The 25,200-nt window shown below is 65.1% G+C and carries 25 protein-coding genes and 1 pseudogene; 5 read left to right on the top strand and 21 right to left on the bottom strand.

All coding sequences use genetic code 11. The features are described 5' to 3' along the window. Positions 1-96: 96 nt before the first annotated feature. The 5 genes from RQP55_RS07740 to tsaD all read right to left on the bottom strand — a co-directional run bounded on the left by RQP55_RS07740 (position 97) and on the right by tsaD (position 4,845). Positions 97-477 carry an STAS/SEC14 domain-containing protein gene (locus RQP55_RS07740; RefSeq protein WP_315609613.1) on the bottom strand — a complete coding sequence of 127 codons (381 nt, stop codon included), beginning with the start codon at positions 475-477 and terminating at the stop codon, positions 97-99. Positions 478-561: 84 nt separating this feature from the next. Next, positions 562-1,323, bottom strand: coding sequence for a hypothetical protein (locus RQP55_RS07735; RefSeq protein ID WP_315609612.1), 762 nt, complete (start codon positions 1,321-1,323; stop codon positions 562-564). Next, positions 1,320-2,822, bottom strand: coding sequence for a lipopolysaccharide biosynthesis protein (locus RQP55_RS07730; RefSeq protein WP_315609611.1), 1,503 nt, complete (start codon positions 2,820-2,822; stop codon positions 1,320-1,322). Before RQP55_RS07730 ends, RQP55_RS07735 begins: the two co-directional genes overlap by 4 nt. Continuing rightward, positions 2,819-3,808, bottom strand: coding sequence for an NAD(P)H-dependent glycerol-3-phosphate dehydrogenase (locus RQP55_RS07725; RefSeq protein ID WP_315609610.1), 990 nt, complete (start codon positions 3,806-3,808; stop codon positions 2,819-2,821). Before RQP55_RS07725 ends, RQP55_RS07730 begins: the two co-directional genes overlap by 4 nt. Next, positions 3,805-4,845, bottom strand: a complete 1,041-nt coding sequence (gene tsaD, locus RQP55_RS07720) for a tRNA (adenosine(37)-N6)-threonylcarbamoyltransferase complex transferase subunit TsaD (protein ID WP_315609609.1) — start codon at positions 4,843-4,845, stop codon at positions 3,805-3,807. The genes RQP55_RS07725 and tsaD overlap by 4 nt, the downstream gene beginning before the upstream one ends. A 44-nt stretch (positions 4,846-4,889) precedes the next feature. Here tsaD and hemC point away from each other — a divergent pair, with 44 nt between their 5' ends. Genes hemC through RQP55_RS07705 form a run of 3 tightly spaced genes read left to right on the top strand, consistent with a single transcriptional unit; the run spans position 4,890 to position 7,405 of the window. Continuing rightward, a complete protein-coding gene (gene hemC, locus RQP55_RS07715) occupies positions 4,890-5,804 on the top strand; it encodes a hydroxymethylbilane synthase (protein WP_315609608.1) in 915 nt (304 codons plus the stop codon). Between the two features lie 5 nt (positions 5,805-5,809). Further along, entirely contained in the window at positions 5,810-6,511 is a 702-nt protein-coding gene (locus RQP55_RS07710; RefSeq protein WP_315609607.1) for a uroporphyrinogen-III synthase, read from the top strand. A gap of 18 nt (positions 6,512-6,529) precedes the next feature. Next, positions 6,530-7,405 (top strand): hypothetical protein, encoded by an 876-nt coding sequence (locus RQP55_RS07705; protein ID WP_315609606.1) that lies wholly within the window; start codon positions 6,530-6,532, stop codon positions 7,403-7,405. A 4-nt stretch (positions 7,406-7,409) separates the two neighbouring features. On the opposite strand, the gene RQP55_RS07700 is transcribed toward RQP55_RS07705, so the two are convergent. Together RQP55_RS07700 and RQP55_RS07695 are read right to left on the bottom strand one after the other, a co-directional pair. After that, complete coding sequence (locus RQP55_RS07700) at positions 7,410-8,621, bottom strand: FAD-dependent monooxygenase (protein WP_315609605.1); 1,212 nt, start codon at positions 8,619-8,621, stop codon at positions 7,410-7,412. Further along, entirely contained in the window at positions 8,618-10,306 is a 1,689-nt protein-coding gene (locus RQP55_RS07695; protein ID WP_315609604.1) for an alkaline phosphatase family protein, read from the bottom strand. Before RQP55_RS07695 ends, RQP55_RS07700 begins: the two co-directional genes overlap by 4 nt. Positions 10,307-10,406: 100 nt before the next feature. On the opposite strand from RQP55_RS07695, the gene RQP55_RS07690 reads away from it, so the two are divergent. After that, entirely contained in the window at positions 10,407-12,440 is a 2,034-nt protein-coding gene (locus tag RQP55_RS07690; protein WP_315609603.1) for a protein-disulfide reductase DsbD family protein, read from the top strand. A 144-nt stretch (positions 12,441-12,584) separates the two neighbouring features. Here the strand turns inward: RQP55_RS07690 and RQP55_RS07685 are convergent, their stop codons facing one another. From RQP55_RS07685 to ccoN, 10 genes are read right to left on the bottom strand one after another with little or no spacing between them, the layout of a single operon-like run. Then, positions 12,585-13,898 (bottom strand): radical SAM protein, encoded by a 1,314-nt coding sequence (locus tag RQP55_RS07685; RefSeq protein WP_315609789.1) that lies wholly within the window; start codon positions 13,896-13,898, stop codon positions 12,585-12,587. Between the two features lie 32 nt (positions 13,899-13,930). Further along, the gene (locus RQP55_RS07680) at positions 13,931-14,179 is read right to left on the bottom strand and encodes a hypothetical protein (RefSeq protein ID WP_315609602.1); all 249 of its coding nucleotides are present in this window, start codon (positions 14,177-14,179) and stop codon (positions 13,931-13,933) included. Further along, positions 14,176-14,331, bottom strand: coding sequence for a cbb3-type cytochrome oxidase assembly protein CcoS (gene ccoS, locus RQP55_RS07675; RefSeq protein WP_315609601.1), 156 nt, complete (start codon positions 14,329-14,331; stop codon positions 14,176-14,178). The genes RQP55_RS07680 and ccoS overlap by 4 nt, the downstream gene beginning before the upstream one ends. Then, positions 14,328-16,415: a heavy metal translocating P-type ATPase gene (locus RQP55_RS07670; RefSeq protein WP_315609788.1), complete on the bottom strand. Its 2,088-nt coding sequence runs from the start codon at positions 16,413-16,415 to the stop codon at positions 14,328-14,330. The genes ccoS and RQP55_RS07670 overlap by 4 nt, the downstream gene beginning before the upstream one ends. A gap of 26 nt (positions 16,416-16,441) precedes the next feature. Further along, a complete protein-coding gene (locus RQP55_RS07665; protein WP_315609600.1) occupies positions 16,442-16,906 on the bottom strand; it encodes a FixH family protein in 465 nt (154 codons plus the stop codon). Next, positions 16,903-18,357 (bottom strand): cytochrome c oxidase accessory protein CcoG, encoded by a 1,455-nt coding sequence (gene ccoG, locus RQP55_RS07660; RefSeq protein WP_315609599.1) that lies wholly within the window; start codon positions 18,355-18,357, stop codon positions 16,903-16,905. The genes RQP55_RS07665 and ccoG overlap by 4 nt, the downstream gene beginning before the upstream one ends. Next, positions 18,344-19,285, bottom strand: a complete 942-nt coding sequence (gene ccoP, locus RQP55_RS07655) for a cytochrome-c oxidase, cbb3-type subunit III (protein WP_315609598.1) — start codon at positions 19,283-19,285, stop codon at positions 18,344-18,346. The genes ccoG and ccoP overlap by 14 nt, the downstream gene beginning before the upstream one ends. After that, on the bottom strand, positions 19,275-19,448 hold the full coding sequence (locus tag RQP55_RS07650) for a cbb3-type cytochrome c oxidase subunit 3 (protein WP_315609597.1): 174 nt from the start codon (positions 19,446-19,448) through the stop codon (positions 19,275-19,277). The genes ccoP and RQP55_RS07650 overlap by 11 nt, the downstream gene beginning before the upstream one ends. After that, a complete protein-coding gene (gene ccoO, locus RQP55_RS07645) occupies positions 19,445-20,221 on the bottom strand; it encodes a cytochrome-c oxidase, cbb3-type subunit II (RefSeq protein ID WP_315609596.1) in 777 nt (258 codons plus the stop codon). Before ccoO ends, RQP55_RS07650 begins: the two co-directional genes overlap by 4 nt. Before the next feature lie 14 nt (positions 20,222-20,235). After that, positions 20,236-21,894 (bottom strand): cytochrome-c oxidase, cbb3-type subunit I, encoded by a 1,659-nt coding sequence (ccoN, locus tag RQP55_RS07640; RefSeq protein WP_315609595.1) that lies wholly within the window; start codon positions 21,892-21,894, stop codon positions 20,236-20,238. A 226-nt stretch (positions 21,895-22,120) separates the two neighbouring features. Here ccoN and RQP55_RS07635 point away from each other — a divergent pair, with 226 nt between their 5' ends. Beyond that, a complete protein-coding gene (locus RQP55_RS07635) occupies positions 22,121-22,798 on the top strand; it encodes an OmpW/AlkL family protein (protein WP_315609594.1) in 678 nt (225 codons plus the stop codon). A gap of 96 nt (positions 22,799-22,894) precedes the next feature. Here RQP55_RS07635 and RQP55_RS07630 read toward each other — a convergent pair whose 3' ends face one another. The 4 genes and pseudogenes from RQP55_RS07630 to RQP55_RS12075 form a co-directional block, all read right to left on the bottom strand. Then, positions 22,895-23,593: a Crp/Fnr family transcriptional regulator gene (locus RQP55_RS07630; protein ID WP_315609593.1), complete on the bottom strand. Its 699-nt coding sequence runs from the start codon at positions 23,591-23,593 to the stop codon at positions 22,895-22,897. Positions 23,594-23,629: 36 nt separating this feature from the next. Then, positions 23,630-24,361: a sigma-70 family RNA polymerase sigma factor gene (locus tag RQP55_RS07625; RefSeq protein ID WP_315609592.1), complete on the bottom strand. Its 732-nt coding sequence runs from the start codon at positions 24,359-24,361 to the stop codon at positions 23,630-23,632. After that, a complete protein-coding gene (locus tag RQP55_RS07620) occupies positions 24,358-25,092 on the bottom strand; it encodes an FHIPEP family type III secretion protein (RefSeq protein ID WP_315609591.1) in 735 nt (244 codons plus the stop codon). The genes RQP55_RS07625 and RQP55_RS07620 overlap by 4 nt, the downstream gene beginning before the upstream one ends. A gap of 20 nt (positions 25,093-25,112) precedes the next feature. Then, positions 25,113-25,200 (bottom strand): annotated as a pseudogene (locus RQP55_RS12075) (integrase catalytic subunit); the annotation flags it as partial.

Raw genomic sequence — 25,200 nt, 5'->3', positions numbered from 1 at the left:
AAAGACCACAGCCCCGCTCAGGCTGAGCCTGTCGAAGCCCCTCCGGACCAGCCATTTCCGGGCCCTTCGACAGGCTCAGGGCGAGCGGACGTCGATTTAATCCGCCGCGCGGGTGATTGATCCGGTGCGCGCCCAGGCTCGCGCCTCGTCCAGTTTAGCGAGCGGAAAGCATTGGATCTCTGCGGCGTAGAACGGCGCGAAGATGCGCATGGTCGGCTCCACCCAACCCATGTCGCTGACGATGGCGACATGCTTCATCCAGTTGCGGTGCGTTGCGTGGAACACCAGATCGCGGGGCCAGACCGACCAGTCGACATGGCCGAAGCCACGCAGCACACCCACCAGGTTCAGTTTATCGTGAACCTTCAGCGCCGCGTCGATGGCTGCAACCACTGCGCTGTATTCATCGCCATGCAGCGCCCCGTCGAGCGTAATCTCCACGTAACCCGCCGCCTTGTCGCATTCCACTGACAGCATCTTGGCCTCCTGTCGCTTATGCGACCCTGAAGGCGAAGATGGCGCGGCGCGACGGCGGCCGCATTGACCGCCGTCAACGAAGCGTCAGACCTTGCCGAATTTGCCTTCGAACCCGGCCGTATCCCCGGCAGCAAGGAACTTGGCCTGTTCTACCCAGCTGTCCTTGGCGGGACGACCGGCGAATGCGCCCAGCTTGCTATCCAGTTCCGCCAGGTCGGCATCGGTCATCGCCGCGATCTGAGCGAAGCTGGTCACACCCAGTTCGGGGAGCAGCTTTTGCAGCTTGGGGCCAAGCCCCTTGATCCGCGACAGATCATCCGGACCGGCGGAAGCCGCACTAGCCTTGGGCGCGGCCTTGGGCTTAGGTTCCGCCTTCGGCTTCGGCGCGACCTTTGGCTCAGCCTTGGCCTTTGGCTCCGCCTTGGCTTTAGGTTCGGCCTTGGCTTTAGGTTCGGCCTTGGGCTTGGGTTCCGCCTTCGGAGCGGCCTTGGACTTTGCGGCCGACGTGGGCGCCGCCTTGGGCTCAGGCTTGGGCTCGGCCTTGGACTTGGGTTCAGGCTTTGGCTTCGGCCCAGCCTTGGCCTTTGGCTCAGGCTTGGCTTTCTGAACTGGCGCAGGAGCAGGAGCCGGAGTGGGCGCAATAACCGGCGCAACCTTGGCGGCCGGCGGCGCATCAATCAGGGCCTGGTTGCGCGCCGCTGGGGCGGCACCCTCGTCCAGCACGTCGGGCTTATAGCTGCGCACACGCGGGGCGCTGGAGCGGCCGAACAGGAACCAGACAAGCAGCAGGCCAAGGACCACTGCCCCGGCAATGATCAGCAAGTTGGGATTGGACAGATCGATCATGACTTACCTTCCTCTGCGGCTTCAGCGCCGCCAACATTCTTGCGGAACAGCACGCGATCTTCGGGGCCAAAACCCTTGTGCCAGATCACATAGCCGTAAGTGAACAGGATCGCCGGCAGGCCAAGCGCAAGCTCGGCCCATTCAGGCAGAAAGCGGGTTGCAGCCCAGCCGGCCAGCACGGCCGGGGCCAGGGCCCAAACCAGTGGCCAGCGGAACGGGTTGACGGGCGCGTTGAGCAGGCGTCCCAGCAGCCAGCCCTTGCCGAGCGAGGCAAATCCCAGCGCCAGCATCAATGCACCCGCAGCCGCGGCGGCAGCATATTTATCGCCCAGGGCATAGTGTCGGACCAGCAGGATACCCCCAACGGTCAGCCCGGCCTGCAAGGCAATCGTCGCCAGTGACAGCCACAGGTTTTTAAGGCGCGCGATATAGACCAGCGCCGCCTCGCTCACCACGGCGGTGGCCGCGACGACTTCAGCTAGCAACAGGAAAGTCAGCGCGCCGGTCCCGCCCACAAATTGTGGCCCAACCAGGCCCATCACCGCCTCGCCCGGAATGGCCAGGGCAAGGGCAATGCCGGCCTGGGCAGCGATGATCCAGAAGCCGACCTGATTGACCTGCGCCGCAATCGCAGCGTGATTGCCATCGCGCAGGTTGCGGGTGATCACTGGCCCCAGGATTGGCTCAAAGCTGGTCTTGAGCTTCTGAGGCAGCGAAGCGACCTGCTGTGCAGCGTAGTAGACCCCGACCGCCACTGGCGAGGTGAAGAAGCCGAGCAGTGCGATATCAAGCTTGCGCGTGCCCCATTCGACCAGGTCCGCGCCGGCCAGTGGCGCAGAGAGGAGCGCCAGTTTGCCCAGCCGCAAGGGATGCGGGCTCCAGCCTGTCGGCACGCCAAAGGTTCGTAGCAGCGGCCAGAGCGAAACCGCCAAGGCTGCGATCTTGGCGAGGATGAAGGATAGCGCCAGCCCGGCTGCCGGCAGCACGAACAGGAAGGCGATTGCCGCCAGAGTTTGCACCCACGGCTCTACCAGCGAGCGCGCCCGCACCGTCGCGCCAACATTGTAGCGATAGGCCAAAGCAGCAAGCGCAATGTCAGTCAGCGCATTGGCAACAATCGCCAGCGGCAGCAGCCGGTCCCAGGCGTTATACTCGCCGCTGGGAAACATTGGCGCCGGGAACAGGTAAAGCAGGACTGCCGCGCCGAGCGAGAGCAGCAGGGTCAGCATCAACGCATCGGCGATGACATGGACTTCCTCGCGCGGGTCTTCCGACAGCCGCTGCGCAAGGCCGCGGCGCTGGCCGAGCACGCAAAGCTGGGCGATCAGTTCAACGATCACCAGCGCAGAGGCATAGCGCCCCAACGCCTCAACCCCATAAAACCGGCCGGCGATAAACAGGAACGGCGCAGTGCCCCCCAGCCGCAGGACAAAGCCCAGGAAGTTGGTGCGCCCGCCCTTGGCAAGCGCAGCGATATCCTGATCGGGGGTCTGGCTCACGCCAGCTCCCCTTCCGCCCGCAACGGCCGGGCCAGTAACTCGGCCACCACCTGCTGCGCCGGGGCCTGCCCTGCAAGCAGCCGCGCCACGGCAGCGACAATCGGCATGGCGATCCCGCGCTTGCTGGCCAGATCGGCCAGCACCGGCGCGGTATGGGCACCCTCGGCCACGCTGAGTTTGCCCGAAAGCGCCTCGGCCGCGCTCATCCCCTCGCCCAGCGCCTTGCCCAGCGTGAAGTTGCGGCTGGAAGTGGACGAGCAGGTCAGGACCAGATCGCCCAGTCCGCACAGTCCCGCCAGCGTATCCGCCCGCGCGCCCAGCGCCAGGCCGAACCGAGTCATTTCAGCATAGCCGCGCGCGATCAACGCAGCCCGAGCGTTCTGCCCCAGCCCCAGTCCATCGACTACGCCGCAGGCAATGGCGAGCACGTTCTTGACCGCACCGCCGATCTCCGCCCCGACGACGTCATCCGAGTAATAGGGGCGCAGCATCGGCCGCGAAAGCACGGAGCACAGCCGCTGCCACTGCGCTTCGCCCCCGGCGCAGGCCAGGGTCACGGCGGTTGGCAGGCCCGCGGCCACTTCGTGAGCGAAGGTTGGCCCGGACAGCACGGCAATTTCAGCTTGCGGCAGGGCCGACTTGGCAACATCGGCCATCAGCCGACCGGTGCCGGCTTCGATCCCCTTCGAACACAGCACCAGATCTCGCGGACGATCACTCAGGCCGGCGAGGACTTTACCAAGGTGCTGCGCGGGCGCGACAACCAGCAATATGGGCAGACTGTCCATCGCCGCAATATCACCCGTGGCGACGATCGATGGGGCCAGCTCAGCGCTGGGTAGGAACAATGGGTTGCGCTGTCGATCATTGATCGCAGCGACGACCTCTTCCTCACGCGCCCACAGCCGCACCGGAGTGCCATCGCTGGCAAAAGCCTGCGCCAGTGCCGTGCCCCAGGCACCTCCGCCAAGAACCCCTATGTTCATGCCTTCACTCCTGCTCCCCGCACCGGCGCGGCTTCGGGATCGAGTGGCCAGCGCGGACGGGCGGCAATGTCCAGCGGATCGGGCGCAAAGTTGCCCAATGCCAGTCGTTCCTGTCCGGCCCAGGCGATCATGGCGGCATTATCGGTACACAGCGCCAGCGGCGGCGCGACAAAGGGCAGGCCGAATTCGGCGGCGAGGGCTTCAAGTCCGCCGCGGATCGTCTGGTTGGCGGCCACCCCGCCGGCAACGACCAGCGCGGTCACACCAACGCTGCCGGCCAACGCGCGCCGGGTCCGGTCCATTACGCAATCCAGCGCAGCCTTTTGAAAGGCAGCGGCAATATCGGCATCGGCGTGAACGCCAGCCTGCTTGGCCCGCAACACGGCGCTCTTAAGGCCAGCGAAGGAAAAGTGCGGTTCGGCGCTGCCCAAGAGCGGACGCGGCAGCGGCACGGCCTTGGGATTGCCTTCCCGGGCCAGCCGCTCCACCGCGGGGCCACCAGGGAACCCCAGGCCCAGGATCTTGGCCGTCTTGTCAAAGGCCTCGCCCAGCGCATCATCGATGGTCGTGGCAAGGCGGCGATATTGCCCCACGCCCTCCACCCGCAGCACCTGACAGTGACCGCCCGAAACGAGCAGCAGCAGGTAGGGGAATTGCACCGCGACATCGGCCAGCCGCGGCGACAGCGCGTGGCCTTCCAGATGGTTGACCGCGATCAGCGGCTTGTCACTGGCCATGGCCAGCGCCTTGGCCGTGACCAGCCCGACCATCACCCCGCCGATCAGGCCCGGGCCAGCCGTGGCGGCAATGGCATCAACATCGGCCAGGGTCATCCCGGCATCTTCCAGCACCGCGGCGACCAACGGGGCGATCCGTTCGGAATGGGCGCGCGCCGCAATTTCGGGAACCACCCCACCATAGGGACGATGCGCATCATCCTGCGAAGCAATGCGCTGGGCTATGATCCGGCGCTCGCCATCCACCAGCGCCGCCGCCGTTTCGTCACAGGACGATTCAATTCCGAGGACAACCGCCATCCTGGCTTTTCCTTAGTCAGATTGGCGGGTAGCACAACCCGCGCATGATCGACCGTCCACTACGTCTTGGCACCCGCCGCTCCCCGCTCGCCCTGGCTCAGGCCGAAGAAGCGCGTGACCGGCTCTGTGCCGCCCACCCCGGCCTGGCCGTGGAAATCGTCCCCGTTCTTGCAAGCGGCGACAAGGTGCTCGACCGGCCGCTGGCCGAGATTGGCGGAAAAGCGCTGTGGACCAAGGAACTCGATGCCTGGCTGCTGGCGGGCGAAATCGACTTCGCCGTCCATTCGGCCAAGGACGTTGAAACCCTGCGTCCGGCGGAAATCGCCATCGCCGCAGTCCTCCCCCGGGCCGACGTGCGCGATGTGCTGGTGGGCGTGGACAGCCTTGAAGCTCTGCCCCCGGGAGCGCGAATTGGCACAAGCGCCCCGCGCCGCGCCGCACAGGCGCTCCATTTCAGGCCCGATTGTCAGATTGTCTCGTTCCGCGGCAATGTCGCCACCCGGCTTGGCAAGCTGGAGGCCGGAGAGGCCGAAGCGACCCTGCTGGCTGCGGCGGGGCTTGAGCGTTTGAGCCAAAGCGAAGTGGGCACAGCGCTTGATCCGCACACCTGGTTGCCTGCCCCCGGGCAGGGCTGCATCGCGCTTGAATGTCGCGCGGATGATAACACCACTGCCAGCCTGCTGGCCACGATCGACCACCAGCGCAGCCGCCTTGCCCTGCTGGCCGAGCGCGGCCTGCTCGCCGCGCTGGGCGGCAATTGCCACAGCCCGATCGCCGCGCTGACCGAGCACCGGCCGGGCGAACTGGTCCTGCACGCCGCCTTGTTCAGCCCGGACGGGGCTGAGCGGGTCACGGCAACGTTGCACTTCCCTGAAGGCGATCCGGCTGGCCCGGCAGAGCTTGCGCGGCTCTTGCTCGATCAGGCCTCGCCCAAGATCCGGCAACACTTCGAAGGATAAGGCCCATGGTTCCGTTGGTCGTGATCCGCCCCGAGCCTGGCTGCACCGCAACGGTCAGCGCAGCGCGGACGGTGGGCCTTGAACCGCACGGTTTTCCGCTGTTCGCGGTTACGCCCCGATCATGGCAAGCGCCTCCTCCTGACAACCATGATGCCTTGCTGCTGGGCAGCGCCAATGCCCTGCGCCATGCCGGACCGGGTCTTGCGGCCGTCCGCCACCTGCCGGCCTATGCCGTGGGCGAAGCCACGGCCGAAGCGGCGCGTGAACTTGGCCTTACGGTTATCGCACAAGGGCAGGGCGGCTTGCAAGATGTGCTGGGCCGGCTCGATCCCGCACACCGGCGCTTGCTGCGGCTCTCGGGCGCAGAGCGCATCGCCCTGAACTTACCCACCGGCGTCACCATGACCGAGCGGATCGTCTATGCCAGCCAGGCCCAGCCGATGCCGGCGGACCTGACAGCATTGCTCGCCGAGCCGGCGATTGTCGCGCTCCATTCGGCAGAGGCCGCGCATCATTTTTCTGCTGAATGCGTTCGCAACGGCCTGCGCCGCGCAAGGCTTCGGCTTTGCGCACTGGGGCCGCGGATTGCGGCTGCGGGTGGCGAGGGCTGGGGCGAGGTTGCGGTTGCCGCCGATACCAGCGACCGCGCGCTGCTGGCCTTGGCCCGTCAGATGTGCCAAGACCCATGGGGTAAGACCAATTCCTGAAGGCCATTGCGATCAGGTATGACTGAATTTGATTCTTTTTCGCGCCGTCCTGTCAGCACGGGCATTTCCTGGCGCGCGGTGATGGGCACCTCGCTGCTCGCCTTCATTGGCGGCGCAGCGTTGATCGGCTGGCTGGTTTACGACGACAAGCTGCCGCTTGATCTTGGATTTGGCCGCGCCGAAGTTGCTGCCCCAGTTCCCAAGGCAAGTCCTGTCATGGACATGCTTTCCGCACCGACGAAGGATAGCGCAGTTGTTGCCGGCGGAATGGATCAGCGGATTGCCGCGCTGGAACAACGGCTGACGCGTCTTGACCTGCAGGCCGCCGCGACCGAGGGCAACACTGCCCGCGCCGAGGCCCTGCTGGTGGCGTTGGCCGTTCGCCGGGCGATCGAGCGCGGAGCACCGCTGGGTTATCTTGAAAGTCAGTTGAAGCTGCGCTTTGGCGATGCGCAGGGCAATGCTGTCAGCACGCTGATTTCGAACGCTCAGCGCCCCGTGACGATTGACCGGCTGGGCAGCGATCTGGATGCGATCACCCCGGCCCTGCTCGGCACGCCCAAGAACGAAGGCGGCTGGACCCGCTTTACGCGCGAGCTTTCTTCCCTGTTTGTAATTCGCCGTGGCGATGCGCCGACAGCCCAACCCGACCTCCGGCTGGATCACGCCCGGCTAATGCTGCGCAGCGGCCAGGTTGATGCCGCGATCGCGGAAGTGGAGCGCCTGCCGGGTGCCCGCTCAGCCGGTAGTTGGCTTAGCAATGCACGGCGGTATGCGGCCTCGCAGCGAGCGCTGGACTTGATCGAAACCTCTGCCCTGCTGGAACCCGAAAAGCTTAAGGATGCCGCTGGGGCTGCCGTGCAGCAGCCGGGACCGGGTACGCCGCCGGCCTGATGGCTCAGGCGCGCAGCAGCGCCGGCAGATCGCCTGACATCCCGCGTGCCTCATCCATGAAGAACCGCTTGAGCCAGCCCGAGCGCTGGACGGCGCCCATGCCAAGGCGCCGCACTGCGCTGGGCAGGCGGCCGGGAATGGCGAATAGCCGATTGATCGCATCGGTCGCAAAGCCAACCGAAAAACTATCGACAGAGCGCCAGCGCTCATAACGAGCCAGCAGCTGGGCATCGCCCGGCTCAAGGCCAAGCCGCATCCCGTCGGTCAGCACTTCAACCAAGGCGCCGACATCGCGCAGCCCCAGGTTGAGCCCCTGCCCGGCGATGGGGTGAATGCCATGTGCAGCATCGCCAATCAGCGCCAGGCGGTGATCGACGATCCGCGGCGCGCGGTGGAAGTTGAGCGGATAGCTCATGCGCGGCGCAGCCAGTTCAAGCGCGCCGAACATGCCGCCCATGTTGCGGCTGACCTCACCCAGGAACAATGCCTCAGGCATGGCAAGAACCCCGGCGGCATCCTTTTCCGCCACGGTCCAGACCAGGGCCGAACGGTGCCGCCCATTGTCATCAAGCAGTGGCAGGAGGGCAAACGGGCCGGCCGGATAGAAGATTTCCCAAGCGACGTTTTCGTGGCTCTTTTCATGATAGAGCGCCGTCACGATCGCGCGGTGGTGATAGTCCCACTTGGCAGTGACCAGCCCAGCCTCATCACGGGTGGGGGACTTGCGCCCTTCGGCCGCGACCAGCAGACTGGCGGTCAGCTCTGCGCCGTTATCCAGCACCACGCGCACGCCATGCTCGCCGCGCTCGCGCTCGATCGCTTCTGCGCCGGAATGCCAGGCGATTGCCGGCTCGGCCTTGGCTGCTTCGAACAGGGCCACGCGGATATCGCGGTTGGCATACATCCGGCCCAGCGAACCGTCTTCCGCCCCCGGTTGAAAGTCGATCCGCCCGGGCTTCATCTGATCCGTCACCGCGATCGCATCGATCGGGCAGCCCAGCGGCTCGAGCGTTTCAGCCAGACCGATATTGGCGAAGAGGTTCCAGCTGGCGGTCGAAATGGCCGATGCGCGTCCGTCAGCCCCATCGGCTGTCAATTGTTCGGGCATAGCCCGGTCAACCACGTGGCTGGTCATGCCCTGCCGCGCCGCGGCCAGGGCCAAGGTCATGCCAACCAACCCGCCGCCAAGGATGATGAGATCGCGGTGCCCGCTCACTTGGCCCGCTCACAGGTATTACCGGTACCGGCATCGAGATCGAGGCAGCGGCCATCGAAGGCACCATCATCAATCTTGAGCCCGATGGCTGCGGCGAGGGTCGGCGCGATGTCGACCGTTTCAACCGGGTTGGGCTGTTCAAACCCGGTCATGCCCTTGCGCCAGAACAGCATCGGCACGCGGCGGTCATAATCCCAGACACTGCCGTGGGTCGCAACGAAGGCACCGGGAACCGGTTCCGGGATCGGGGTGACGGCGCGGTTCAGCGCGACGATCACATCGCCCGAACGCTCGGCCATGAATGAGGCGCGGGCGCGTTCCTTGATCGTCCAGTCTTGCGGATTGCCGGCCGGCATCGGTGTCGCGGCCAGTTCGGCAGCGGTGAAGACCGCCGCGACCTGCGGATGGTTCCGGGTCAGGCTGACCAGCTCGTTAATGACCCGCGCCTTGGCTTCGCCGGCGATCGCGGCGTTGACATACATGTCACCGAACGGCCCATCGCCATAAATCAGCGGCCCCTGCGGCACGGTGATCCCAGTGCGGCGGGTGATCTCCGCGCCCAGTGCGGCGGGCATCAGCGCCTTATCGGCGCGGGTGGCTCCTGGCATGGCCTGCTGCCGCAGCCGTTCAGGCGCATCGTGGCCGCCGTGGTCAGCCGTCAGCACGACCAGGTAATCGATCTTGCGCTTGTCGAGCGCGGCAAACAGGCGGCCTAGCGTGCCATCCAGTTCGTTCATCTGGATGCACATTTCGACGCCCTCGGTGCCGAGCGCATGGCCGATATAGTCATTGGCCGAAAGGCTGACCGACAGCACGTCGGTCGCCGCGCCCTGGCCCAGCTTCATGTCATCGACCAGCGCGAGGGCCAGATCGACCGTGGCCCCATCCATCCGCGGCGATACGCGCAGGACATCGGGCTTGGCCCCCTTGGGCAGAGCAAAGCGGTAAGTTCCCACCGTACCGGCGCCAATAGCAACCGGGCGATCCCGCGGACCGCACCACAGCGGCGCTTTCAATGCCGGAGCACCCTTGGCCAGCAGGGCACTGGCAGCGGCATTGGCGCGCTGCACCGCAGGGGCCAGATCACGCCCCTTGAAGGTCACGAAGCCATTGCCCTTCCACCAGTAACCGGCATCAATCTTGTGACCGCCCATCATCACCACGGCGCGATCCTTGGCCGAGACAGCAACATTGCGCGTGGCAGGGTTGGCGGCCTTCATCAGCTCGCCCAGCGTCGGCACCTTTAGCAGATTGGCCGAAACGACGGGGTTATTCGGCGTGCTGGCCGGGTCGGACAGGTCTTCGGAACAATAGATCTTCTTCTCGGCCCGGCCAATCGAAGGGTTGAACCAGTTGTTGGCGATGATCCCATTGCGCGCCGGGTGGGCGCCGGTCAGGATCGTCGAGTGGCCGGGGCAGGTTTCAGTCGCGGCGTGCGACTGGAAGCCCGAAGGGAAAACCGCGCCAGTCAGCAGGCGGGCAAAACCGCCAACAAAATGCTCCCGATACTGGGCGAACAGATCGGCCGAGAGCTGATCAATCGACACCGCCAGCACCAGCTGGGGCCGCGCCGGTTCTGCGGCGGGCTGCGTGGGGGCCGCCTGCGCCGGCTGACCTTGGGCTAAAGCCGGGGCTGACAGCCCCAGGGCAGCAGTGGCAAGCAGACGAAGAACGGTGCGGCGCATGGGTGAATCCTTGCTTTGGTCGCTGAAATCGGCAAGGCCCTGATGGCGTTGCCAGCGCCCGAGTGCAAGGCCTGCGAAGGGCCAAGGAGTAGACAATTTGATGCCCCGTCTTGCGGCACTGATCGCCTTCCTGCTGCAACTGCTTATTCTGGCCGCCACCCCGGCGCAGGCAGGCGAAACCAACATCGCCGCAAGCCTGCTGGCGGAAGGCCCAGCCACGCCCGGCAGCACGGTCACCCTGGCGATCGACATGAAGCCCAAGCCCGGCTGGCACGGCTATTGGCAGAACCCCGGCGATGCCGGCCAGGGGATGAGCGTAGACTGGGCTCTGCCCAAGGGGGCGAAGGTGGGCGCGCTGGCCTATCCGGTACCAGCCACGCTGACCATCGCCGGGCTGATGAACCACGTTTACAAGACCGAATACGCGCTGCTGGTACCCTTCACCGTCCCGGCCGATGCAAAACCGGGCCAGATTCTGAACCTGCGCGCCAAGGCGCAGTGGCTGGCCTGCACCGATGAAATATGCGTGCCCGAACAGGGCGAACTGGCCGCCAAGGTGACCGTTGGCTCCCCGGGCCAGCCGGACCCACGGTTCGATCGCTGGCGCGCCGCCCTGCCCGCCCCGCTTGGCAGCCCGGCCCGCTTCGCCTTTGCCGGCGGCAAGCTGCGCGTGGCCATTCCGCTGCCGGCCACCATGCAGGTCAGCCAGCCGCACCTGTTTCTCGTAACGCAAAGCGTGGTCGATTATGCCGCCCCGCAGGCATTCTTCCGCGAGGGTGACCTGCTGGTGGCCGAAGTACCGGTGGCAAGATTTGATCCTGCCCAGCCGGGCGCAATCGAGGCCGTGCTGCGACTTAACCCCGCAGGTGATGGGGTGACGATCAGCGCCGCACCGGGTGACGTACCGATCGGCGGAACGCCGCTCAAGAGCGCGGCTGCAGATTCACCATCGCTCGCCTGGTTGGTGCTGGCGGCACTGGCCGGCGGACTGCTGCTCAACATCATGCCCTGCGTCTTCCCGATCCTTAGCCTCAAGGCGCTGAGCCTGGCGCGGGCGGGCGAGAGCGAAAGCCACGCCCGCGCCGAAGGGCTGGCCTACACCGCGGGCGTGATCGTCGCCTGCCTCGCATTGGGCGGACTGTTGCTCGCCCTGCGTGCCGCCGGGCAGGAAGTGGGCTGGGCCTTCCAGCTGCAGGAACCGCTGGTTATCGCCGCGCTGCTGCTGCTGGCCGTGGCGATCACCGCCAACCTCCTGGGGCTCTATGAATTCATGGTCCCGGGCTTTGCCAGCGAGGGTTCACCGCAGGGCGCCTTTGCAACCGGCCTCCTCGCCGCTTTTGCCGCAACGCCATGCACTGGCCCGTTCATGGCCGCGGCGATGGGCGCCGCGCTGCTGCTGCCGCCACTGCCCGCACTGCTGCTGTTCGGCGCGCTGGGGCTGGGCATTGCCCTGCCGTTCCTGGCTATCGCCTGGATCCCGGCGCTGCGGCGGCGGATGCCGAAGCCGGGGGCATGGATGGGCAAGTTCCGCAACTGGATGGCCTTGCCAATGGGGCTGACCGCCCTCGCCCTGATCTGGCTAGCCACCCGCACCGGCGGCAATGGCTTTGCCTTTGCGCTGGTGCTGATCGCGGTGATCATGATCGCCGCGCTGGTCCTGCTGGGGCGGCGTCAGCGCAATGGCCTGGCGGGTGGACGGCTGTGGTGGTCCGGGCTTGCCGCCTTGCTTGCGCTTTCGGCCATCGGCCTGCCCGGCATGGTCCGCGCCCCAGCCGCCAGCGCCGAAGCCGGGCTGCTCGATGCCCAGCCATTCAGCGAGCAAGCGCTCGCCCGGGCGCAGGCCAGTGGCAAGCCAGTGTTCGTCTACATGACGGCTGATTGGTGCCTTTCCTGCAAGGTCAACGAGCGCGTCGCGATCGAGCGTGAGCCAACCCGCGATGCCTTCCAGAAAGCCGGGGTAATCGTGCTGCGAGGCGACTGGACCCGGCGCGATCCGGCGATCACCCGCTTCCTGACCGCCCAGGGTGCAGCTGGGGTGCCGCTGTACCTGTGGTATCCGGCCGGAAGCACTGCGCCTGAACCTTTGCCGCAGGTGCTAGGCCCCGACACCCTGGTCCAATTGGCCCAGCGCTGAGATTTTCGCAAAGGTTGATCCCGATCAAAGCATTGCCCGCAAAGCTGTTCCATCAGGGGGACAAGGCGGAGGCCAATTGGCTTCCTTTCCAACCTTTCTCCCCACCTGGAGCGGCTGCACAGTTCAGCCGCTCTTTTTTTGCGCTCAAACCGCTGAGCTGAACCGGCGGGCGGAATCCTGTCGATAGGGATCGAACAGCGCGGCGATGGTACGCGCATAGGGCAGCGCTTCCGGCAGCAGGCGCAGGGTGCCATGGTCAAGCTCGGCCAGTTCACGGTCGATAAAGGGGAGCAGGCGCACCAGCACTTCATTCGCCAGATCAGTGCCCAACTGGGCTTCGCCCCGACACAGCAGGCCTTCAATTACCGCGCCACGGCGTTGATCTTCGGCGCTGCGCTCCAGCCCGCCGCTCGCCGGCAACCGATCCTGCGAAAGCAACATCCGATAGCGTCCGGCGTTCTTCTCGTTTTGCCAAATGATATCGGGCGCGATCGAGATCGCCGATGCGCCAAGGCCGACCAGCACGGGCGCCTGATCATCGGTGAAGCCCTGGAAATTGCGCCGCAGCGTGCCGGACTCTGCAGCAACGGCGAGGGGATCGCCAGGTTTGGCGAAATGGTCAAAGCCCACCGGAACATAGCCCGCGCCGGTCAACAGCTGGTAGCCAAACTGGGCCATGGCAAACCGGTCAGCCTGGCCCGGCAGGTGGCTGGCATCAATTCGCCGCTGGCGCGGGATCATGTGGGGTACGTGCGCATAGCCGAACAGCGCGATCCGATCTGCCCCCAGTTCCACCGTGCGGCGCAGCGTGTGCTCCACGTCCGCAAGGGTTTGGCCGGGCAGCCCGTACATCAGATCAAAGTTGAGCGAGGTTACGCCTGCCCCGCGCAGCATGTCCGTTCCGCGCGCAATCAACGCATCGTCCTGGACCCGCCCGATCGCGGCCTGAAGATGCGGGGCAAAAGTCTGCACCCCCATCGAGGCATGGCTCACCCCAACCCAGCCGAGCACCTGCGCCCATTCCTCTGTCAGCGTGCGCGGGTCAATTTCGATCGACCATAGTGGATCCTCCAGCGAAACGTGCAGCGTCAGTGCATCAACCAGCCGGACAAAATCGGTTGGGGCAATGGCATTGGGGCTGCCCCCACCGAACGCAATTCGACGCGCCGCAATCCGGCCATCCAACCGTACCCCGGCCAGCGCAATCTCGCGGTGCAGGGCATCAAGATAACTGGCCAAGCGCTGGCGGCGGTTGGCCGCCCCCGTGTTGCAGCCGCAGTACCAGCAGATCTGCTCGCAAAACGGGATATGGACATAGAGCGAAACGTCACCGGAAGCTGCACGCAGCGCGGCATCGGCATCGGCTGTGCCGATCCGGTCACCAAATTCCGCCGCAGTGGGAAAGCTGGTGTAGCGTGGGACCGGTACGGCCAGCAGATCGGGGTAATAGGGCCACATGCCGCCGCTTATTGCGGTACCCGCGGCGCCGGTCATTGCGCAGGCTCAAATTGCGGGGCCCCCGTGCGCTTGCGCGAAGAACCGGCATGGCAACCCTTCACGCAATCCTGCTCTCCCCCCCTGCGCGGCGTGGTGCCACCCTTGGGGATCGCGACGAGCCGGGTCTGCCCGTCACCAGTGCAAATCGGGACGAGCAGGCTGTCACCGGCCATCACCGGCGCAGCGTGGAGCGCGGCGGGCAGGATCGCCAGCAGGGCAAAGAGAGGCGCGGCGCGGCTCATGCTGACCGATCATCCTCATCGTCGATCAGGATCCGCGCGGCAGCCCCATCCAGGTCTTCAAACTGGCCACGCTTCAAGGCCCAGAAAAAGGCGAGCAGCCCCAGCATGCCCAGGCCCAGTGCGACCGGGATCAGGATAGCAAGGCCGTTCACCGCGCCGCTCCATAAAGCCGTAGCGAATTGGCGATGACGATCAGCGAGCTGGTCGACATCGCAATGGCTGCAATCAGCGGAGTGACCAGCCCGGACATGGCCAGCGGCACAGCCAGCGCGTTGTAGCCAATGGCAAGTCCGAAGTTCTGCTTCACCACCGCCATGGTCCGGCGCGCGGCGCGCACCCCGCGCGGCAGGGCAAGGAGCGAATCCCCCAGGAACACCAGATCCGCCGCCTGCCGCCCGACGTCGCTGGCGCTGCCCGGCGCGATTGAGGCGTTCGCAGCGGCCAGCGCGGGGCCGTCGTTAAGCCCGTCTCCCGCCATCAACACCTTGTGCCCCGCGGCCTGCAAGCGGGCAATGGCAGACTGCTTGTCGGCAGGGCTGGCGGCGGCCTGGGCGGTAAGCCCGGTCTGCTTGGCAACCTCGGCAACGGCAGCGGGGTTGTCACCCGACAGGATCGTCGCCGTGACCCCCAAGGCCTTGAGCTCGGCCAAGGCCTGCGCGGCATCGGGGCGAAGCTGGTCAGCGAAGTTGATCAGCCGCACCGGGCGGCTGCCGATGACCAGCGCCGTGGCGATGCCACTGGCGCTGTCGGGTCGACGCAGGGCAACTGTTTGCCCCCGCCATTGTGCCGAAATTCCGCGCCCGGGCTCTTCCGAGACGTCGTCCAGTTCGACGGCCCGAATGTTGGCGAGCGCGTCAGCCAATGCCCGCGACAGCGGGTGGCGACTATGCGAGGCGAGCGCGAGAGCGACTGCGGCTTCGTCCGGATCGAGTGCGGCAAGGCAAGCCCGATCCGGCACCGGGTGGCCAAGTGTGAGCGTCCCGGTCTTGTCGAGCAGGGCCCTGTCGATCACGGCAAGGCGTTCGATCGCTGCCCCATCCTTGACCATGATCCCGGCACGCATCAGCGCCCCGCTGGCCACGACCTGTGCCACCGGCACGGCCAGGCCGAGCGCGCAAGGGCAGGTGATGATGAGAACGGCAATCGCGATTACCAGTGAATGGTGCAATCCCGCTCCGCCAATCAGCCAGCCGGCCAAGGTGAGTGCTGCCAGAGTATGGACCGCGGGGGCATATAGCCGCGAGGCGCGGTCAGCGATGCGGACATAGCGCGAGCGGACCTGCCCAGCGGCTTCCATCAGTCGCGCGATCTCTGCCAAAGACGTATCGGCACCAGCGGCGGTAACTTTCACGTCAACCGGCGCATCCAGATTGAGCGTGCCGGCGTGGACCGCATCCCCGGCCAGCATAGCCACGGGCGCGCTCTCACCGGTCAGCAGTGATCGGTCAAAGCGGCTTTGCCCGGCGGCGATTGCACCGTCAGCCGCCAGCCGTTCCCCGGCTGCGACCCGCATGGTCATGCCCGGCACAAGGTCACGCGCCGCGACCCACTGCGTTGTGCCGTCCTTGCCGACGACCATCGCCCCGGGCGCGGCCTGGCGCAGCAGGGCATCGACCCCGGCGCGGGCGCGGTCGCGCATCATCGCATCGAGCACGCGTCCGGCCAGGAGGAACAGCAGCAGCATCAACGTGCCATCAAACCACGCCTCGTCTCCGCCAGTCGCGGTTTCATAAAGGCTCAAGCCCGTTGCCAGCGTCACCCCGATCGAGATCGGCACATCCATGTTGGTGCTGCGCTTCTTGAGCGCGCCCCAGGCCGAGGTGAAGAACGGGCGGCCGGCATAGGCAATCGCGGGCACTCCGATGAGCGCGGAGAGCCAGTGGAACAGGTCGCGCGTGCTCCCTTCGGCACCCGACCAAATCGAGACCGACAGCAGCATCACGTTCATGCAGGCAAAGGCTGCGACGGCGAGCGGGGCGAGCAGCGGCTTGACCGCCGACGGCGGGGCAGACAGGTCCTCCACCCTGGGCTGGCTGGCAAAGCCCACATCGGCCAGCGCGGCCACCAAGTCCGGTTCGCGCACCGATGCTTCGTGTTCAACCCGAACCTGCCGCGCGGTCAGGTTGACGCGGGCAGAGTGGACGCCCGGCAGGCCGTCAAAGGCTCGCTCAACCTTGCCCATGCAGCCGGCGCAATGCATGCCCGGAACGACCAGTACGGTCGCCTCAAGCGGCATGGCATCAGCAAGGCGCGCGGGGGCGTTCACCGCAGTTCCTGCTCCTCGCGCCATTTGGCCCGGCCGGCTTCAGCAGCGAGACGGACCATCCAGCGCCCCGGGGCGACTGCCTTGGTCGAAACAAAGGCCCCATCGCCAGCGCGGACAAAGGACAGCGCCTGATCCGGTGCATGGCCCAGCGGATGCCGGGCAACCGCGGAGACGGTCAGTTCGTCCGGGACGCCGGTGAAACGCACCGCCACCCGATCATCCGGCAGGCGCGAAACTGTCGCATCCCAGCCAAGCTTCTTTTGCGCCGCAGCCTCATCGAGCCAGCGATTATAATGCTGGCTGGCCACATAGGAGTTCTCCACCACCACCCCGCCAAAGGTCGAGCTGGCGAAGTGTGCCATGGTGAAATTGACCGCCATGATCACCCCGAAGAACGCAACGAAGATCGCGGTGATCTTATGGCCAGTCAGCTGGCCTTTCGTGTTGGCAGCGATGGTCATTCGTCGTCGTCCTCTTCGGGAGCATCGAAACGAGTCTCTGCGCGGTCACCGCCGGCCTCGCGGTCACGCGCGGCGAGGACGAAGGTGAACTCCTCTTCCTCGGTCCCTTGCGGCGCGACAACATAAACGCGGACCGGCTTGGTCTGGTCCGGCGCGACGGTGAACTGCAGTTCACGCGCGGCGCTTTCGCGGCCCATCTCGTCGGTCCACATCACCGCGCCCGGCAGCCCCTCCAGCGACACTGACATCGGGCGTGGACGGGCTTCCATGTTGCGCAGCTTGATCGTGTAGTCATTGCGGACTTCGCCGTTCGACAGCAGCATGAAGGGCGGGTTGCGATCCTTGGCGACGCTCAGATCAATTCGCTGGCGGGTGCCGAGCGCAAACAGCAGGCCGGCACCTATCGCCGCCCAGACCCCGAAATAGACCAGCGTGCGCCAGTGCAGCGCGGTCTTGAGGATCGAGCGGCGCTCGCCTCCGGCGCGCTCATGCTCACAATCTTCCAGCGTGGCATAGTCAATCAGCCCGCGCGGGCGGCCCAATTGATCCATCACCTTGTCACAGGCATCGATGCACAGGCCGCAGGTGATGCAGGCAATATCCGGCCCACCCCGAATGTCATAGCCGGTCGGGCAGACCGCGACACACTGGTTGCAATCGACGCAGTCGCCGATCAGGTCAGGGTTGCGCTCCTTGGCCTTGACCGATCCGCGCTGTTCACCGCGCCAGTCCTTGTACGTAACGATCAGGCTCTTTTCATCGAGCATCGCAGTCTGGATGCGCGGCCAGGGGCACATGTAGATGCAAACCTGTTCACGCATGAAGCCGCCGAAAACGAAGGTCGTGGCGGTCAGGATCGCGACGGTGGCATAGGCGACCGGCGCGGCCTGTCCGGTCCAGAAATCAACCGTCAGCGTGGGCGCATCGGCGAAGTACATGATCCAGGCGCCGCCAGTCCAGAAGCTGATGGCAAGGTAGATCGACCACTTGAGGCCGCGCTTGAACAGCTTAGCCGCCCCCCACGGTGCAGCCTCGAGCCGCAGCTGGGCATTGCGATCGCCATCGATCAGGCGGTCAACGTGCTGGAATAGATCAGTCCAGATCGTCTGCGGACAGGAATAACCGCACCAGGCCCGGCCGAAAGCGCTGGTAATCAGAAACAGCCCAATCCCGGCCATGATCAGCAGGCCCGCCACGAAGTAAAACTCGTGCGGCCAGATTTCGATCGAGAACATGTAGAACCGGCGGTGCGCCAGATCGACCAGCACAGCCTGGTCCGGAGCATAGGGACCCCGATCCCAGCGCAGCCAAGGCGTGAGGTAATAGATCCCTAGCGTGACCACCAGCATCAGCCACTTGAAGCGGCGGAAGGGGCCGCTCACCACCTTGGGAAAGACGGCCTTCCGCTTTTCGTAGTAAGACACTTTGCCCGCAGGCTCAGGGCTTAGCATTGGCCTCCCCCATCGCAGGAGCTGCGGCCGTGGTGGCTGCCGGCGCTGCCGCCGGTGCCGCCACGAAATCCTCACCGCCCCCCAGCGAGTGGACATAGGCTGCCAGCATCTTGATCGTCACCGGATCAAGCTTGCCCCCCCAGGCTGGCATCACCCCGGCATGGGCCTGGGTAATGCTGCCGATCACCTGATCGCGCTTGCCGCCGTAGAGCCAGATCGCGTCGGCCAGGTTCGGCGCTCCGACCGCGCGCCCACCCTTGGCATCGGCACCGTGGCAAACCGCGCAGTTGGCGGCGAAAATTTCACCACCGCGGGCATTGGGCTTGCTCTTACCGGTCAAGGACAAGACGTGATCGGTCACCGCCGCAATGTCGGCCGGCGGCAGGATGCCATCCTTGCCAAAGTTCGGCATCAGGCTCTGGCGCGTGGCATCATTGCCCGGCTGACGGATACCGTTGATCAGCGTGGTCTCGATTTCTTTGATGTTGCCGCCCCACAGCCAGTCATCGTCGCGCAGGTTGGGGTAGCCTGTGCTGCCCGCCGCGCCCGAACCATGGCACTGCACGCAGTTGACGCGGAAGGCGGCGCGGCCGCCTTCGATCGCGGCCCGCATCAGTTCTGGCTTGCCGGCCAGTTGCTCAATTGGCGTTGCGGCCAGTGCGGCTAGCGTCCCGGCACGACGGGCCTGCTCGGCCTTGGTTTCATCCGCCAACTGCCCGCGGCTTGACCAGCCCCACAGGCCTTCGCTGGCCTTGTTGGCCAAGGGAATCGCCGGGTAAACGATCATGTAGCCGATCGCGAAGGCGATGCAGGCGTAGAATGTCCACAGCCACCAGCGCGGTAGCGGGTTGTTGAGTTCCTCAATCCCGTCCCAGCTGTGGCCAACGGTTTCGACACCGGTTGCTTCGTCGATGCGCTTATCTGCCATCGTCGTCATCCTTGAAGATCATGGTCTTGGCCGCCTCGTTGGCGGAGTGGGCGCCCGGCCGGAACGGCCAGAGCACGAGCACAAGGAAAGTGACCACCATGGCCAACAATCCCCAGCTGTCGGCGAAATGCCGCAGCATGTCATAGGTGGAGTGTGTGCTCACCAGCCTTTCTCCTTAGCCAGATCCTCCTGCGCCGCGGCGGCATTCACATCGACGAGCGTGCCCAGCATCTGCAGGTAAGCCACCAGCGCGTCCATTTCGGTCAGCTTGTCTGGCTGACCGTCAAAATCGCGAACCTGGGCCTTGGGGTAGCGCTTGTTCAGGTCGGCTGCGTCGCCCATTGGATCGGCCTGCGCCTTCAGGTCGTCGTTGGCCTTGGCGATCTGATCCTTGGTATAGGGCGTGCCGGCCCGGTAGAGCGCGGTCAGCGTGGCGCTGGCATCGCCGACATCCAGCTCACGCTCGGCCAGGAAGGCATAGGTCGGCATAACCGATTCCGGCACCACCGCCCGCGGATCCTTTAGGTGCTGGACATGCCATTCATCCGAATAGCGGCCGCCCACCCGCGCCAGGTCCGGCCCGGTGCGCTTTGAACCCCACTGGAACGGGCGGTCGTACATTGATTCCGCCGCCAGGCTGTAGTGCCCGTAACGTTCCACCTCATCACGGAACGGACGGATCATCTGGCTGTGGCAAACATAGCAGCCCTCGCGGACATAGATGTCACGCCCGGCCTGCTCGAGCGGGGTATAGGGGCGCATCCCCTCCACCTTCTCGATCGTATTATCGATCCAGAACAGCGGGGCGATTTCCACGATCCCGCCGATCGTCACCGCCGCGAAGGCAGCAATGCCGAACAGCGCGATATTGCGCTCCATCTTCTTGTGGCGCCGCCAGTCTTCCTTGGGGGTCGCATCAGTTGCTTGTGAAGTCATCGTGGAGGCCCCCCTTATTCGGCCGGAACAGCGGTGAGCGGGCGGTCCGCGGCGGGATCATGCTTTGGCTGGTAGAGCGGCTCCTCATCGCGGAGGTTGCCGGCAATGGTCTGCCAGACGTTGAAGCTCATGATGCCGGCACCGACCAGGAACATGCCCCCACCAAAGGCGCGCAGCAGGTACATCGGGTGCAGCGCGGCGACCGTTTCGGCGAAGGAATTCACCAGATAGCCATCGGCCCCGTATTCGCGCCACATCAGGCCCTGGGTGATCCCCGCCACCCACATCGAAGAGGCGTAGAAAACGATGCCCAGGGTCGCCAGCCAGAAGTGCCAGTTGACCATCCGCAGAGAATAGAGCCGTTCACGCTGCCACAACCGCGGAACGAGGTAATAGATCGCCGAGAAGGTGATCATCCCGTTCCAGCCAAGCGCGCCGGAATGAACATGGCCGATGGTCCAGTCGGTATAGTGCGAGAGCGAGTTGACGCTCTTCACACTCATCATCGGGCCTTCGAAGGTGCTCATGCCGTAGAAGGCCAGCGCCAGCACCATCATGCGGATGATCGGATCGGTGCGGACCTTGTCCCAGGCGCCGTTCAGCGTCATCAGGCCGTTGATCATCCCGCCCCAGCTGGGCATCCACAGCATCACCGAGAAGACCATGCCCAGCGTCTGCGCCCAATCGGGCAGCGCCGTGTAGTGCAGGTGGTGCGGACCCGCCCAGATATAGAGGAAGATCAGCGACCAGAAGTGCAGGATCGACAGCCGATAGCTGTAGACCGGGCGCTGCGCCTGCTTGGGCACGAAGTAGTACATCATCGCCAGGAAGCCGGCGGTCAGGAAAAAGCCGACGGCGTTGTGACCATACCACCACTGCACCAGTGCGCCCTGCACACCCGACCACAGCGGGTAGCTCTTCGAACCGAACAGGCTGACCGGCACGTTCGCGTTGTTGACCAGGTGGAGCATGGCCACCGTCAGAATGAACGAAAGGTAGAACCAGTTGGCAACGTAAATGTGCGGCTCAGACCGCTTGACGATCGTACCGACGAACACGACCAGATAGGCCACCCAGACGATGGTCAGCCACAGATCGACGTACCATTCAGGCTCGGCGTATTCCTTACCCTGGCTGATGCCGAGCAAATAACCGGTTGCCGCCAAAACGATGAACAGCTGGTAACCCCAGAATACGAAACGGGCGAGGCCAGGGAAGGCCAGCCTCGCCCGGCAAGTGCGCTGCACCACGTAGAACGAGGTGGAGATCAACGCGCTGCCTCCAAAAGCAAAGATCACGGCCGAGGTGTGCAGTGGGCGCAGGCGGCCAAAGCTGGTCCACTCCAGCCCCAGATTGAGTGCGGGGAAGCCCAGCTGCAAAGCGATGATCAGGCCGACCAGGAACCCGGCCATGCCCCAGAACATCGTAGCGATCATGCCATAGCGGATCAGGTCGTCATCATAACGGGTTTCGTCGAGCGGCGCCTTCAGGATCCCGCGCGCGGCGGCCTGAAAGTCGGTAGTACGCAGCGAGACGACCAGACCAACCAATGCAGCGAGGGCAAAAATGCCCATGTGCACCGAGAAGCCCCAGTCGACCGCGGCCGCCATGGCGAAGATTGAAAGAAACAGTGCAGCTAGCCACCAGCCGCTGCGCGAGATTACGGATTCCATGAGCCTTCCCTCTCAGGAAATGACAGATGAAAGCGCACTTGGACCGCCTGCCGCAATGCAACATTGACCGGGATCAAATTTCAGCGACTGGTGCAGAAATAACCATAAACAATCCGAAAATTGCGCAAGATCAATGTTTCACGTTCGATCCCGTCGCAATTGCCCGTCCTGCGCCGTAACCACCTCTGCTGCACAGTGCAGCTGCTGCGGCGCCGGATGAGGGATTATGAAGAAACTGACTGTATCCGCCCTGCTGGGTGCCTGCGCTATCCTTGCCGCGAGCCCGGCCGCTGCCGGCAGCAACGACGGTAAGGTCCAGGTCAAGCTGCTCGCTACCGGTGTACTGCCGGATGGCAAGATCACCGCGCTTGAGAACAACGCCATCGGCCTGCCCGCTGGCAGCCAGACCAGCGCGAACGACAATGTCGTGCCGACCCTGGCGGTGGAATACTTCGCTTCAGACAATGTCTCGATCGAAACGATCTGCTGCCTCACGCAACACAAGGTCGGCGGTGAAGGCGCGATTGCCGGGGCAACGATCCTTGATCACGTGCTGATCCTGCCGGCCACTGTAACGCTGAAGTACCACGTCAACGCCGGCGCCATTAAGCCCTACATCGGCGTTGGCCCGTCGATCTTCTTCTACATCGACGAAAAGCCTGCTGCGACGACGATGGCGCTGGGCGGCACCAAGGCCAAGCTCGACAACCAGTTCGGTGTCGCGCTTCAGGCTGGGGTTGATATCCCGTTGGGCGACAAGGGCTTTGGCGTCAGCCTTGATGCCAAGAAGTACTTCATGAGCACGCGCCTGCACGTAACCAACGCGGCCGGCGCCGAAGTGCTCACCACCAAGCACAAGCTTGATCCCTGGGTGCTGAGTGGCGGGGTTTCATACCGCTTCTGACAAAGCGCAGCGCCGCAGCCTACTGCTCCACTAGCCCCCCTCCCGCCTGCGGGAGGGGGAATTGGTGGCTCCCGTCGCTTCGCTTGGAAGGTATTCCTAACCAGCCTCGGCGGCCAGCCCTTCGCGGTCGAGAATTTCCACCTCGCGCCGCGAGGGCAGGTCAATCAGGCCTTCTGACTTGAGCCGCGTGAACTGGCGGCTGACCGTTTCGATCGTCAGCCCCAGCACGTCAGCCACCTGCTGGCGCGAGAACGGCAGGGTAAAGCGCTTCAAAGGCTGGTCATGGGTGCCCTGGCAGCCCTGCTCGACCAGCCGTTCCGACATTTCGATAATGAAGCTCGCAACCCGCTCACCTGCAGACTTGCGGCCGAGCAGCAGCATCCAACGCCGCGTGCGGTCGAGTTCGCCAAGGGTGCGTTGCAGCAACTTGTGTTCCAGCGCCGGATGTTCGCGCGCGAAGGCATCGAAATCGCGGCGGCTGAACACGCAGACCTTGGCCTCGGTCAGCGCGGTCACACCATGGCCGGTGGTTGAGCCAAACGGCCGGCCAATGAAGTCAGAGGGGTAAACCACCCCAACAATCTGCTCCCGCCCGTCTTCGGTTCCGGTGGAAAGTTTAAGCACGCCATCGATCACATTGGCGACAAGGACCGAATCCTCGCCTTCCCAGATCAACGATTCTCCTGGCGCAAGCGTGCGGCGGCGACCGATAGTATTGAGCGTTTCCAACTCGTTGCTATCGAGCGAGGCACAGATAGCCCGGTTCCGGACAACGCAGGTATCGCACGCAGACATACAAGCATATTGCCGGACCGCCCCCTCCCGCGCAAGCTAGACGATATCGACCATTGGACCGAGTTCAGCCCGCAGGCGATCAAGCGCCTGGGCTTTCAATTGGTGCACACGCGGCACCGAAACATCCAGGGTTGCGGCGATTTCCGCCAGGTTGAGCTCTTCAACGAAGTAAAGCTGCATCACCAGTTGCAGCCGCTCGGGAAGGTTCGCAACCGCACCGGCCAAAGCAACGCGCAGCTCTTGTGTTTCAAGGATATCGTGGCTGTCGGGCCGCTCGTCGGCAAAAGCCGGATCGTGATCGGAATAGACCGCGTCGATTGGCTCGAACCGCAAAGGCTCGCTGCTGCCGCGCAGGCTAGCAAGTTCGTCCGCGCTGACCCCCAGTCCTTCGGCAAGCTCGGACGCGGTCGGATCACGCCCCAATTGCCCGCGCAGCACGTGTTCCTGGTCTGCCAATTGCCGCCGCCGTTCGATACCCCCGCGCGAAATCGGTACGGCGCGGCGGATCAGATCGACCATCGCCCCGCGCACGCGGATCTTGGCATAGGCGGCAAAGCCATCCTCGCCCGGCCCGGCATGGCGCTGCGCCGCCTCGGTCAGCGCGACCAGGCCGGCCTGCATCAGGTCCTCCAGCTCGATCCCGGCCCGGCCCGAGCCGTGAACGTGCCAGGCCAGCCGCCGGACCATGGGCATGAAGCGGCGGACGCGCTCGGTCGTGGCGCAGCGATAGGCGCCTGCAGCCTTAAGGCTGTTGTGATCCTGGATCATGCGGCAAGAATCTCCGGTTCGGGAAGGGCGGGTGCGGCCGGCGCGCCAATCACGGCGATCACCTCGATCAACTGGCTGGCCGGCAGTTCGGCGATAGAAATCACAAGGCAGGACGGTGCCCGCAGTTTGAGCAGGGCAGCCAGCGCCCGGCGTGCGCGCGGCTGGACGACCAGCGCAAGCGGCGGCGCCGATGGGCCGCGTTCGGCCACCAGTGCGGCAACGTGCTCGCCAATATTGCGCCCAAGGTCTGGCTCGATCAGCGGCTGACCCGTGCTCGGATCGCTCAGCCCCTGGACAATCGCCGCCTCCAGCTGGGCGTCGAGTGTCAGCACCGGCAGCCGCTCACCCGGCGCGCAGATCCGTCCGACAATCAGCCCGCCCAGATCGGCGCGAACCAGTTCGACCAGCCGGTCATGATCGGCCGCGACCTGCACCCCATCAGCGAGGCTGGCGAAGATCGGCAGCGGGTGGCCGATCGGAATGCCGTCATCCAGCAGGGCGCGCAGCACGCGGGTCAGGGCGGCAAGGCTGAGCGGCTGCGGGTGGATCGCTTCAACCAGGCCGGAATTGTTCTCTTTGACCGCATCCAGGATGGCGCGAACCTGATCTGGCCCCAGCAATTCGCCGGAACGTTCGCTGAGCAGCTGGTTGAGCTGGGTGGCGATTACGGTCGAGGCGTCGACTGTCAGGAAACCCTCGGCAATGGCCAGGTCGCGCTGACCGGCCCCCACTGAGTGGTCCGTTCGGTTTGTTAGTGCATGATCGCCTCCTGCGCCATGGCTGGCCGTAGGTGGAGCGAAGCGGAACCGGAGGGCAGCCATGGCGATGGCGCTGTTTCT

Origin of the sequence: Novosphingobium sp. APW14 (assembly GCF_032337075.1) — a bacterium.
Taxonomy (GTDB): domain Bacteria; phylum Pseudomonadota; class Alphaproteobacteria; order Sphingomonadales; family Sphingomonadaceae; genus Novosphingobium.
Note: the sequence above shows the minus strand (reverse complement) of the source record. Positions and strands in the feature narration are given on the sequence as shown.

Bases quoted from the DNA above. Each gene is read 5' to 3' on its own strand.
- RQP55_RS07740 (WP_315609613.1), bottom strand. From the start codon at position 477: ATGCTGTCAGTGGAATGCGACAAGGCGGCGGGTTACGTGGAGATTACG.
- RQP55_RS07735 (WP_315609612.1), bottom strand. From the start codon at position 1,323: ATGATCGATCTGTCCAATCCCAACTTGCTGATCATTGCCGGGGCAGTG.
- RQP55_RS07725 (WP_315609610.1), bottom strand. From the start codon at position 3,808: ATGAACATAGGGGTTCTTGGCGGAGGTGCCTGGGGCACGGCACTGGCG.
- tsaD (WP_315609609.1), bottom strand. From the start codon at position 4,845: ATGGCGGTTGTCCTCGGAATTGAATCGTCCTGTGACGAAACGGCGGCG.
- hemC (WP_315609608.1), top strand. From the start codon at position 4,890: ATGATCGACCGTCCACTACGTCTTGGCACCCGCCGCTCCCCGCTCGCC.
- RQP55_RS07710 (WP_315609607.1), top strand. From the start codon at position 5,810: ATGGTTCCGTTGGTCGTGATCCGCCCCGAGCCTGGCTGCACCGCAACG.
- RQP55_RS07705 (WP_315609606.1), top strand. From the start codon at position 6,530: ATGACTGAATTTGATTCTTTTTCGCGCCGTCCTGTCAGCACGGGCATT.
- RQP55_RS07695 (WP_315609604.1), bottom strand. From the start codon at position 10,306: ATGCGCCGCACCGTTCTTCGTCTGCTTGCCACTGCTGCCCTGGGGCTG.
- RQP55_RS07690 (WP_315609603.1), top strand. From the start codon at position 10,407: ATGCCCCGTCTTGCGGCACTGATCGCCTTCCTGCTGCAACTGCTTATT.
- RQP55_RS07685 (WP_315609789.1), bottom strand. From the start codon at position 13,898: ATGTGGCCCTATTACCCCGATCTGCTGGCCGTACCGGTCCCACGCTAC.
- RQP55_RS07680 (WP_315609602.1), bottom strand. From the start codon at position 14,179: ATGAGCCGCGCCGCGCCTCTCTTTGCCCTGCTGGCGATCCTGCCCGCC.
- RQP55_RS07670 (WP_315609788.1), bottom strand. From the start codon at position 16,415: ATGCCGCTTGAGGCGACCGTACTGGTCGTTCCGGGCATGCATTGCGCC.
- RQP55_RS07665 (WP_315609600.1), bottom strand. From the start codon at position 16,906: ATGACCATCGCTGCCAACACGAAAGGCCAGCTGACTGGCCATAAGATC.
- ccoG (WP_315609599.1), bottom strand. From the start codon at position 18,357: ATGCTAAGCCCTGAGCCTGCGGGCAAAGTGTCTTACTACGAAAAGCGG.
- ccoP (WP_315609598.1), bottom strand. From the start codon at position 19,285: ATGGCAGATAAGCGCATCGACGAAGCAACCGGTGTCGAAACCGTTGGC.
- ccoO (WP_315609596.1), bottom strand. From the start codon at position 20,221: ATGACTTCACAAGCAACTGATGCGACCCCCAAGGAAGACTGGCGGCGC.
- ccoN (WP_315609595.1), bottom strand. From the start codon at position 21,894: ATGGAATCCGTAATCTCGCGCAGCGGCTGGTGGCTAGCTGCACTGTTT.
- RQP55_RS07635 (WP_315609594.1), top strand. From the start codon at position 22,121: ATGAAGAAACTGACTGTATCCGCCCTGCTGGGTGCCTGCGCTATCCTT.
- RQP55_RS07630 (WP_315609593.1), bottom strand. From the start codon at position 23,593: ATGTCTGCGTGCGATACCTGCGTTGTCCGGAACCGGGCTATCTGTGCC.
- RQP55_RS07625 (WP_315609592.1), bottom strand. From the start codon at position 24,361: ATGATCCAGGATCACAACAGCCTTAAGGCTGCAGGCGCCTATCGCTGC.